Consider the following 10664-nt stretch of genomic DNA (forward strand, 5'->3'; position numbering starts at 1 on the left):
GCCAGAGATACTGGTTCCAGCCGAAGATGAAGAGGATGACGAAGAGCGCCGCGATGTTGGTGCGCGACAGCGGCAGCAGGATGTCCCAGAAGAACCGCAATGCACCGGCGCCGTCGATCCGCGCCGCCTCCAGCAGCTCGTCGGGCACGGTGAGGAAGAACTGGCGGAACAGGAAGGTCGCCGTCGCCGAGGCGATCAGCGGCACCGCGAGCCCCGCATAGCTGTCCAGCATGCCGAGGTTCGCCACCACCTCGTAGGTCGGCAGGATGCGCACCTCCACCGGCAGCATGAGGGTGATGAAGATGATCCAGAAGGCGGTCACCCGGAAGGGGAAGTTGAAGTAGACGATGGCGAAGGCGGAGATGATGGAGATGGCGATCTTGCCGGTGGCGATGGCCAGCGCCATGACCATGCTGTTCGCCATCATCAGCAGCACGGGCGGACTGCCCGCCGCCTCGACGCCGCCGGTCAGCGCGCTGCCGTAGTTCTCCCAGAACTGGTCGCCGGGCCAGAGCGGCAGCACGCCGGAGACCAGCCCTTCGACCGGGTAGGTCGAGGCGACGAAAGCCAGCCAGATCGGAAAGGCGACCACCAGCACGCCGAGGAAGAGCACGATGTGGGTGACTGCGTTGAAGATGGGGCGGTTTTCGATCATCTGCCGCGGCCTCTCAGTACTCGACCTTGCGCTCGATGTAGCGGAACTGCACCACCGTCAGCGCGATGACGATGAGCATCAGGATCACCGACTGGGCGGCGGAGCCGCCGAGGTCGAGGCCGACGAAGCCGTCGTTGTAGACCTTGAAGACCAGGATCGTTGTCGCCTGGGCCGGCCCGCCCGACGTCGTCGCATGGATGATGCCGAAGGTGTCGAAAAAGGCGTAGACGACGTTCACCACCAGCAGGAAGAAGGTGGTCGGCGACAGCAGCGGGAAGATGATGGTCCAGAAGCGTTTCACCGGGCCGGCGCCGTCGATGGCCGCCGCCTCGATCAGCGATTTCGGAATCGCCTGCATGCCGGCCAGGAAGAACAGGAAGTTGTAGCTCACCTGTTTCCAGGCGGCGGCGATGATCACCAGGATCATGGCATCGCCGCCCTTCAGGTAGTGGTTCCAGTCGTAACCGAGACCCTGGAGGCCATAGGCGAGCACGCCGATGGAGGGGTTGAACATGAACCACCAGAGAATGCCGGCAACCGCCGGGGCCACCGCATAGGGCCAGATCAGCAGCGTCTTGTAGCCGGTGGCGCCGCGGATCACGCGGTCCGCCATGGCGGCCAGCACCAGGGCTGCGGCCATCGACAGGGCGGTCACGCCCAGGCTGAAGACGATGGTGGTCTCAAAGGACGCCAGGTAGGCGGGATCGGCAAAGAGATCTTCGAAATTGTCGAACCAGACGAAGTTCGATCCCAGGCCGAAAGGGTCCTCCAGCAGCACCGACTGATAGAGCGCTTGCGAGGCCGGCCAGATGAAGAAGACAAGGGTGATGGCAAGCTGGGGCAGAACCAGCATGTAGGGCAGGAGGCGCCCCTGGAAGATAACCCGTTTGTGCTGCACGGTGAGTCAGAGCCCCGCCGTCGCGCGGCAGCGGCCCGGGATGCGGGGCCGCTGCCTGCGCAAGGGCAGATGAGGGCGCCTAGTTGACGGTCTTTTCGAAGCGACGCAGCAGCGCGTTGCCCCGGTTGACCGCATCGTCCAGGCCTTGCTGCGCCGTCTTGTCGCCGGCCCAGATGGCTTCGAGTTCTTCGTTGATCACGTCGCGGATCTGCACGAAGTTGCCGAGCCGCAGGCCCTTGGAGTTCTCCGTCGGCTCGTTGCCGGTCATCTGCATGATGGCGACATCGGTGCCCGGGTTCGCCTCGTAGAAGCCCTGCTCCTTGGTCAGCTTCGCCGCCGCATGGGTGATCGGCAGATAGCCGGTGGCCTGATGCCACTCGGCCTGCACTTCAGCCGAGGAAAGATAGGAGAAGAACTTGGCGACGCCCTTGTACTCGGCATCGTCATGGCCGCCCAGCACCCACAGCGTGGCGCCGCCGATGATGGAGTTCTGCGGTGCGCCCGCGTCGGGCCAGTAGGGCAGGGAGCCGACGCCGAACTCGAAGTCCTTGGCGTTGGCCTTCACGCCCGCATAGGCCGCGGAGGAGTTCATGTACATGCCGCATTCCTGGTTATAGAACTTCGGCGCGGAATCGGAGCGGCGGCCGCCGTAGTCGAAGATCTTTTCCTGCTGCCAGCCGGCCAGCGTGCTGACGTGCTTCACATGCAGCGGGCTGTTGAAGGCCAGTTCGGTGTCGATGCCGCCGAAGCCGTTGGCCTGGGTGGCGAAGGGCACGTTGTGCCAGGCGCTGAAGTTCTCGAGCTGCACCCAGGACTGCCAGCCGGTGGTGAAGCCGCAGGCGTAGCCGGCGGCCTGCAGCTTGCGCGCGGCCTCTTCGACCTCGGGCCAGGTGGCCGGCGGCGCGTTGGGATCGAGGCCGGCCTTCGCGAAGGCGTCCTTGTTGTAATAGACCACAGGGGTCGAGCTGTTGAACGGCATGGAGAGCATGTTGCCGTCGGTGTCAGTGTAATAGCCGGTCACCGAGGAGAGATAGGCCGCAGGGTCGAAGGGCTCGCCCGCTTCGGCCATCAGTTGGTAGACCGGCTTGATGGCGCCCTTGGCGCCCATCATGGAGGCGGTGCCCACCTCGAAGACCTGCACGATGTGCGGCTGCTGATTGGCGCGGAAGGCGGCGATGGCCGCGGTCATGGTCTCGGTGTAGTTGCCCTTGTAGACCGGAACCAGCGTGTAGTCGCTCTGGGAGGCGTTGAAGCCCTCGGCGATCTCGTTGACCTTCTCGCCCAGCTTGCCGCCCATGGCGTGCCACCACTCAACCTCGGTGGCGGCCAGGGCCGCGTTCGGCAGGCCGCCTGCGAACGCGGCGGCAGCGGCCAGAATCGTGACTTTGCGGTTCAAACGCATGAGGAATCCTTCCCTGTTTGTGCGGCTTGTTTCCCTGAGATTCGGCGGAAAACCTATCCCGGAGCCGCGATGCTCTTTTGACATTTATATTACAGTTTTATGACGTAGGGATTGTGTGCCTATGACGCCTCCTGGGCAAGCCGATTAGTCAGACTGCCACCAATTCTCGCACAAGCTTCGGATAGAGGCTGTCCCCGAAACTGGCTAAAACCGCCTGCAACACGGTATTTTGAGCAGGAGATCGGGTGATGGATATGGATATGGCAAAACAGGCCGTAACGGCAAAGGCGGAGATCGCCGACCGGCAGATCGCGCTGGTCCGCAGGGCCTGCGCCATGATTGACGAAAGCGAAGGCGAGCGTCTGACCCTGGCGGAGATCGCCGACGCCCTGGACGTCAGCCCCTGGCACCTGCAGCGCCTGTTCAAGCGGGTCATGGGGGTGAGCCCCCGCGACTACAGCGACGCGCGCCGCAGCGCCGCCTTCCGCCAGCAGCTGAAAGAGGGGGAATCCATCGCTCAGGCCACCTACGGGGCCGGCTACGGCTCCTCCAGCCGGGTCTACGAGCGCGCCGAACGGCTGCTCGGCATGACCCCGGCCTCCTACGCCAAGGGCGGCAAGGGCGCGGAGATCGCCTTTGATGTGGTCGATTCGCCGCTCGGTCGCCTGCTGGTGGCCGCCACCGCCAAGGGGCTCTGCTTCCTCAGCCTCGGCAACGACGACGACGCGCTGGTCGAGGAACTGCGGCATGAGTTCCCACAGGCAGAGAGCATTACACGCGACCGCCACTCCATCGCCCATTCGGTGGCCGTGGTGATCGACTACCTGGAGGGCAAGACGCCCCATGCGGAGCTGCCCCTGGACGTCCAGGCCACCGCCTTTCAGCGCCGCGTCTGGCAGGAGCTGATCGCCATTCCCTGCGGCGAGACGCGGACCTACTCGGAGATCGCCGAGAGCCTGGGCGTGCCCCGGGGCCAGCGCGCGGTCGGGCGGGCCTGCGCCACCAACCCGGTCTCCCTGGTTATTCCCTGCCATCGCGCCCTGCGTGAGGACGGCGGGCTCGGCGGATACCGCTGGGGCATGGAGCGCAAGGCCGCCCTGCTGGAGAGCGAGGCGGACCGGCCGGAGTAAAGCGGAACCGGCCGAGCCATACGCCTCCCCACTCACGCTTCGAGACGGCCGCTACGCGGCCTCCTCAGCATGAGGGACAGTATCGGGCCTCACCCTGAGGAGCGGGCCGCAGGTCCGCGTCTCGAAGGGCGGGGCCCGCAAGGATGCGATCACAGGTAGCGGCCGCGCTCCAGGATCTCCAGGGTGTACTGCTTGTAGGTCATACCCAGTTCGCGGGCCCGCTTGGCGCGGCGGCGCACCACCTCGATGGGCGGCGCCTTCCAGGCCGCCTTGCGGGCCCGTTTCCAGGCATAGAGATGCCAGCCGGACTGCACCATCGGCGGCCCGGCATTGTGGCCGATGCCGATGTCGGGGAGCTTCAGACCTTCGCGGCGCGTCAGACTGTCCATGATCTCCAACCTACTGAGAATTCTCCCCTAATCGCAACAGGATGGAGACCCCCGAAGGGCCGTCCTTGCCCGACGCGGCGGGCCCGCGCTATAGGGGAGCATGGCGTCGCGAAGCCCCGCACCGCGCATGATCGAGTTGGAGGCGCTCGCCCCCGGCAGCCTGGAATTGCGCCGCCGCGCGGTGCCGGTGGAGCTGCGCCGCCACCCCCGGGCCCGACGCATCAGCCTGCGCATCAGCAAGGACGGCGACGGCATCGTCCTGGTCCTGCCGCAGCGCACGCCGATCCGCGAGGCGCTGGACTTCGCCGAAAACAATGGCAGCTGGGTGCTCTCGCGGCTGGAGGCCGCACCGCCGCGCGTCCCCTTTGCCGCCGGCGCGGTCATCCCCGTGCTGGGCGTCGATCACCGCATCGAGCACGATCCCGCGGCGCGCCGCGGGGTCTGGCGCGGAGTCCGGAACGGAGAGGCCATCATCCGGGTTTCCGGCGCGCCGGAGTTCCTGCCGCGCCGCCTCGGCGACTTCCTGAAGCGCGAGGCGCGCCGGGAGATCGCCGAACGCGCCCGTGAGAAGGCCGCAAGGGTCGAGCGCAGGGTCGGCCGCATCAGCCTGCGCGACACCCGCAGCCGCTGGGGCAGCTGCTCCAGCAACGGCGACATGAATTTCTCCTGGCGCCTGATCCTGACGCCGGAGGTGGTGCTGGACTACGTGGTCGCCCACGAGGTGGCGCATCTGGTGGAGCTGAACCACAGCCGCCGCTTCTGGCGTCTCGCCGACAGCCTCAGCAGCGACATGGCAACGGCCAAGGCCTGGCTGAACCGCGAAGGCGGCCAGGTTCACCGCTACGGCTGAACCGTCATGCTTCGAGACGCCGGCTGCACCGGCTCCTCAGCATGAGGTGAAGAAGCAAACCTCATCCTGAGGTGCGGAGCGCAGCGGAGCCTCGAAGGATGCGCCATCAAACGAGGCCCAAGCATTTTCACGGTCAGCCCGCGGCTTTTTCCACCGAGGGCACCCAGACATAGCCGTCCGGGTCGACGAGAAAGGCCTCGCGCAGGCCGTGGGGCTTGTCCGCCGGGGCCTGGAGCAGGGTGTGGCCGGCGGCCTCCGCCCGGGCCGCCGCGGCGTCGGGATCGATGCCGTAGAGCCGCAGTTCCAGGCCGGCCCCGCGGATCGCGCCGTCGCCGGTCAGCGCCAGCAGGGGGTTGCTGTGATAGCTGGCGTCGGAGTGCAGCATCCAGTCTTGGCCCTTGTGACGGCAGACGGCGAAGTCGCGCTCCGCATAGACCGCCTCGACCTCCAGGATTTCGGTCAAGAAGGCGACCGAGCGCGCCACGTCGCGCACCAGGATGTTGACCCCGAAGCCCTTCAGCGAGCGCCCATAGGCATCCGCCGAAGGAAACCCGCCCTTTCCAACCTCTGCCATCTCCCCAACCCCCCATGTTCTTGAGACCCCATGTTCTTGAGACCCCGTGTTCTTGAGACCCCGTGTTCTTGCCGCCGCCCGGCCCGGACGATTATAAGCGATGACACTATTCATCCGGGGCTGTGGCGGTAAACATCCACTTCCCGATCCCTTCAAGAGTCCAGATGGCAGGAGTCCAGATGGCCCGCGCCGACAGCCTGATTGTTGCTGTCCTGTTGACCGCCCTTGTCGCCCTGGGCCCGATCTCGACCGACCTCTACCTGCCCTCGCTGCCGTCGATCGGCCGGGACTTCGGCGTCGGCGCCGCCGAGGTGCAGCTCACGCTTTCGGTTTTCCTGGCCGGTTTCGCCTGCAGCCAGTTGATCTACGGGCCGCTGTCAGACCGCTTCGGGCGCCGCCCGGTGATCCTCATCGGGCTCGCCGTCTACCTGCTGGCCACGCTGCTGTGCATGGTGGCGCCAAGCATCGAGGTGCTGATCCTGGCCCGCTTCCTCCAGGCGCTGGGGGCCTGCGTCGGCCCGGTGCTGGGCCGCGCCGTGGTGCGCGACGTCTACGGCCGCGAGCGCGCGGCCCAGGTGCTGTCCTACATGGGCATGGCCATGGCGCTGGCGCCCGCCTTCGGGCCCATCATCGGCGGCTACCTGGAGGTCTGGTTCGGCTGGCAGGCGAACTTCGCGGTGCTGGCGGTCTTCGCCCTGGTCATCCTCGTGGCCATCCAGGCCACCCTGCCGGAGACCAACCGCTGGATGGATCCGGCGGCCACACGGCCCGGACGGCTGGTGTCCACCTACCTGGAGCTGCTGCGCCACCGCTCCTACCGCGGATACGTGATGATCGTGTCGTTTTCCTATGCCGGCATCTTTTCCTTCATTTCGGGCTCGGCCTTCATCCTCATCGGCATTCTCGGCCTCAGCCCGGACCGCTACGGCTTCTGTTTCGCCGCCATCGTCGTCGGCTTCATGATCGGCACCTTTCTGTCCGGGCGCCTGACCCGGCGCCTCGGTCTGGAGCGGATGATCCAGCTGGGGACCGCCGTGCAGTGCCTGGGCGGCCTCCTGGGGCTGGCCTGCTATGGGGCCGGGCTGGTCACGGTGGTCACCATCGTCGGCCCCATGGTGGTCTTCATGATCGGCACCGGTCTGGTGATGCCCAACGCCCAGGCCGGCGCCATCGGGCCCTTTCCGAAGACCGCGGGTTCAGCCTCGGCACTGCTCGGCTTCGTGCAGATGGGCCTGGCCGCCCTGGTCGGCATCGCCGTCGGCCACGGCAGCGAGACCTCGGCCCTGCCGATGATGGCCGTCATCGCCCTGGTCGCCCTGGGGGCGGCGCTGTCCTATTGGCTGGTCGTCCGGCCCTCGGCGGCCGTTTCCGCGGAGGCGGATTAGTCCCGCCCTAGACTGTTTCCTGGTTTGACGGCACCGGCCCGCTCCCCCTCCCGGCCACCCAGCGCCAGTATCCTATGGGTGGCCGGGAGGGGGAGCGGGCTGGAACCGCATCGACGCTAGTCGAAACGCTCTAGTCGCGCTGGCTCTCGCGTTTCCAGAAGGGCTCGGCATCCTGCCGTGCGGGCGTGGGATTGCGGCCCGCAGGCTGCCCCTGTGCCGCCGGCTGATCCGAGGACAGCCCCTTCAGAATCCGGCCGATGAAGCCGCCGATGCTGTCGTCCTGGCTGGACTGGGCCAGCAGTTCGCCGCCGCCCGGCAGCGGGCGCTGAGGCAGCCCTTCCAGACCCCGCGTCATGGTGCGGCCCCAGAGCTGGGCGGGCAGGCTGCCGCCGGTGACCTTGTCCATCGGCTGGCCGTCGTCGTTGCCGAACCACACGCCGGTCACCAGTTCGGCGGTGTAGCCGATGAACCAGGCGTCGCGGAAGTCCTGGCTGGTGCCGGTCTTGCCTGCCGCCGCACGGCCCGGCTGCGCCGCCTTGCCGGTGCCCCAGACCACGGTGGCCGACATCATGTTGGAGAGCTGGGCCAGCGTTCCGGCGGAAATCACGGTCTCCCCCGGCGGCGGCGCCCGGCGGAACAGCAGCTTGCCCTGGGCGTCGCGGATCTCGGTGATGCCGTAGGGACCGACGAGGCGCCCCTGATTGGCGAACACGCCGTAGGCGCCCGTCAGCTCCAGCAGCGTCACCTCGGAGGCGCCCAGGGCGATGCCGCCGTTGGGCCTGAGGTCGCTGGTGATTCCCATGCGCCGGGCGGCCTCCACGACCTTTTTCGGCCCAACCTTCTGGGTCACCCGCACGGCGACCGAGTTCATGGAGCGGGCGAAGGATTCACGCAGCGTCACCTTGCCGTAGTACCGCCCGGCGTAGTTCTTCGGGCGCCAGTCGCCCATGCGCACCGGCGCGTCGTTGACCTGGCTGTCGGGACTGAGCCCGGCCTCCAGCCCCGCCAGATAGACGAAGGTCTTGAAGGCAGAGCCGGGCTGGCGCAACGCCTGGGTCGCACGGTTGAACTGGCTCGTCCCGTAATCCCGGCCGCCCACCATTGCGCGCACGGCCCCGTCCGGGGCAAGGCTGACCAGAGCGGCCTGGCCGGCCTGGCGTTCGCTGCCCTGTTCATCCAGCAGCGCCTTCACCTCTTCGCGGGCGACCTTCTGCAGGGCCGGATCGATGGTGGTCACCACCCGGATATCGCTTTCCACGCCGCCCAGGTAGGCCCGCACCTGGGCCATGATCCAGTCGGCGAAGTAGGGGGCCTGGTTGCCGCTGGCCACCCTCGTGGGCTTCTTGGTGGCCAGCGCCCCGTCGGCCTCCGCCGGGGTGATGAACTCCGCATCCACCATGGTCTGCAGCACCAGGGCCGCGCGCTGGTCCGCCCCCTCCGGATCGCGGGTCGGGTTCAGCCGCGACGGCGCCTTCAGGAGCCCGGCCAGAAGCGCGCCCTCGTAAAGCGAGACCTGCGTGGCCGGCTTGCCGAAGTAATGCCGCGCGGCCGCGTCCATGCCGTAGGTCCCAGCGCCCAGATAAACCCGGTTCAGGTAGATCGTCAGGATCTGGTCCTTGGTGAAGCGCCGCTCCAGCCAGACCGCCAGCATGACCTCCTGGATCTTGCGCTTCAGGGTGCGCGCGGAAGTGAGGAAGAGGTTCTTGGCGAGCTGCTGGGTGATGGTGGAGCCGCCCTGCGAGATCCGCCCGTCGCGGATGTTCACGAAGACGGCCCGCAGGAGTCCGCGGAAATCGACACCGCCGTGATCGTAGAAGCGCCGGTCCTCCACCGCGATCACCGCGCGCGGCAGGTGCGGCGGCAGTTCGTGCAGGGCCCGGGTGGCGCCGAAGCGGTCGCCGAAGGAGGCGAGCTGCGTCCCGTCGGCGGCCAACAGGGTGACGTTCGGGCGCCGGGTCAGCTGCTCGATCTCGCCGACCTCCGGCAGATCGTAGGCATACCAGGCCAGTACGCCGGCACCGATCACCCCGACCCAGATAGTTGCCACCAGCGACCAGACGACCACCCGGCGCAGAACGCCGGCGGCCTGCATCGCCTGCCCGGCGCGCGATCTCTTGCCGCCGCCACGGCTCCCGCTGTGGCCCCCGCGGCTGGATGCGGTGGTCTTGCGGCTCTGCCCCTTGGCGGTACCGGGCTTCCGCCCCGGGCGCTTGGCGCCCGCGCGGGTTCCCTTAGCGCGACTCCCTTCGGCCATGGCGTAATCAATAAAGAAAGTTCGGGGATTTCACCACCGCGGCGGTGCAAATCTTTGAGGGCAATGTTGCGACCCCTCTGCCTTGGTTTCGCCGCAAATCGCGCCGCAAAACCAAGGGCTTGCGCAAATGCTCCAGACTATGGGCGACCTAGACGTCCAGGTTCGCCACCTCGAGCGCATGCTGCTGTATGAATTCGCGCCGCGGCTCCACCACGTCGCCCATCAAGGTGGAAAAGACGTCCTCGGCCTGATCGGTGTGGGCCACCTTCACCTGAAGCAGCGCCCGCACGTTGGGATCGAGCGTGGTCTCCCAGAGCTGCTCCGGGTTCATTTCGCCCAGACCCTTGTAGCGCGCCAGGGTCACGCCCTTGCGGCCCAGCTCGAAGATGGCGCCGACCAGGCTGACCGGCCCGGTAATGCGGAAGCTCTTGTCCTTGGCGGTCAGGGTCGCGTGATGGGCAAAGGCCGCCTGCAGCTCGCTGGCCATCTCGTCCAGGCGCCGCGCCTCGGAGGAGCGGATCAGCGGCCCATCGATCACCCGCTGTTCGGTCACCCCGCGCAGGGTGCGGGTGAAGGTGAGGCTTTCGTCCGCCGCCTGGCCGCTCCAGCCGCGCTCGTGCTCGGGGGCGAGGGCATCCAGACGGGTGGCGATGTAGGCGGCCGCCGCCTGGGCCTGTTCATCGTCGGCGATCAGATCCGGGTTCAGCACACCGGCGATCGCCGCCTGCTCGACCAGGCTGGTGTTGCCCACTTTGCGCACCAGGGGATCCATCAGATGCTTGGCGCGCACCGCCATCTCCATCAGCGCGGCAAGGTCCGCCCCCGCCATCTGGCCCTCTTCCGCGCGGTCCAGCACCGAATCCTTCACGCCGTTTTCGATGAGGTAGGCTTCCATCTCCGGGTCGTTCTTCAGATAGCGCAGGGAATCGCCGCGCTTGGCGCGGTAGAGCGGCGGCTGGGCGATATAGAGGTGCCCGCGCTCGACGATTTCCGGCATCTGACGGAAAAAGAAGGTCAGCAGCAGGGTGCGGATGTGACTGCCGTCCACATCGGCGTCGGTCATGATGATGATCTTGTGGTAGCGCAGCTTGTCGATGTTGAACTCGTCGCGCCCGATGCCGGTGCCC

10 protein-coding genes are annotated in these 10664 nt (G+C 67.2%); 3 read left to right on the plus strand and 7 right to left on the minus strand.

Annotated elements, in window-relative coordinates:
- The 3 genes from ugpE to ugpB all read right to left on the minus strand — a co-directional run.
- A partial coding sequence (gene ugpE / locus Q0982_RS23365; protein ID WP_299400356.1) for a sn-glycerol-3-phosphate ABC transporter permease UgpE occupies positions 1-655 on the minus strand: 655 nt, incomplete at its 3' end.
- Between the two features lie 13 nt (positions 656-668).
- Positions 669-1553: a sn-glycerol-3-phosphate ABC transporter permease UgpA gene (ugpA, locus tag Q0982_RS23370; RefSeq protein ID WP_299400358.1), complete on the minus strand. Its 885-nt coding sequence runs from the start codon at positions 1551-1553 to the stop codon at positions 669-671.
- Positions 1554-1632: 79 nt separating this feature from the next.
- A complete protein-coding gene (gene ugpB / locus Q0982_RS23375; RefSeq protein WP_299400361.1) occupies positions 1633-2955 on the minus strand; it encodes a sn-glycerol-3-phosphate ABC transporter substrate-binding protein UgpB in 1323 nt (440 codons plus the stop codon).
- A gap of 248 nt (positions 2956-3203) precedes the next feature.
- On the opposite strand from ugpB, the gene Q0982_RS23380 reads away from it, so the two are divergent.
- Positions 3204-4085: a bifunctional transcriptional activator/DNA repair enzyme AdaA gene (locus tag Q0982_RS23380; RefSeq protein ID WP_299400362.1), complete on the plus strand. Its 882-nt coding sequence runs from the start codon at positions 3204-3206 to the stop codon at positions 4083-4085.
- 149 nt (positions 4086-4234) lie between these two features.
- Here Q0982_RS23380 and Q0982_RS23385 read toward each other — a convergent pair whose 3' ends face one another.
- Positions 4235-4474 (minus strand): hypothetical protein, encoded by a 240-nt coding sequence (locus Q0982_RS23385; RefSeq protein WP_299400364.1) that lies wholly within the window; start codon positions 4472-4474, stop codon positions 4235-4237.
- A gap of 100 nt (positions 4475-4574) precedes the next feature.
- On the opposite strand from Q0982_RS23385, the gene Q0982_RS23390 reads away from it, so the two are divergent.
- The gene (locus Q0982_RS23390; protein WP_299400366.1) at positions 4575-5324 is read left to right on the plus strand and encodes a M48 family metallopeptidase; all 750 of its coding nucleotides are present in this window, start codon (positions 4575-4577) and stop codon (positions 5322-5324) included.
- Between the two features lie 133 nt (positions 5325-5457).
- On the opposite strand, the gene Q0982_RS23395 is transcribed toward Q0982_RS23390, so the two are convergent.
- On the minus strand, positions 5458-5898 hold the full coding sequence (locus Q0982_RS23395) for a VOC family protein (protein ID WP_299400367.1): 441 nt from the start codon (positions 5896-5898) through the stop codon (positions 5458-5460).
- 164 nt (positions 5899-6062) lie between these two features.
- Here Q0982_RS23395 and Q0982_RS23400 point away from each other — a divergent pair, with 164 nt between their 5' ends.
- Positions 6063-7283 carry a Bcr/CflA family multidrug efflux MFS transporter gene (locus Q0982_RS23400; RefSeq protein WP_299400369.1) on the plus strand — a complete coding sequence of 407 codons (1221 nt, stop codon included), beginning with the start codon at positions 6063-6065 and terminating at the stop codon, positions 7281-7283.
- Between the two features lie 130 nt (positions 7284-7413).
- Here Q0982_RS23400 and Q0982_RS23405 read toward each other — a convergent pair whose 3' ends face one another.
- Positions 7414-9537 (minus strand): transglycosylase domain-containing protein, encoded by a 2124-nt coding sequence (locus Q0982_RS23405; RefSeq protein WP_299400371.1) that lies wholly within the window; start codon positions 9535-9537, stop codon positions 7414-7416.
- 148 nt (positions 9538-9685) lie between these two features.
- The coding region (locus Q0982_RS23410) for a toprim domain-containing protein (RefSeq protein ID WP_299400373.1) at positions 9686-10664 on the minus strand (979 nt) is incomplete at its 5' end.

This window comes from Pelagibius sp., assembly GCF_028281305.1.
GTDB lineage: Bacteria > Pseudomonadota > Alphaproteobacteria > Kiloniellales > Kiloniellaceae > Pelagibius.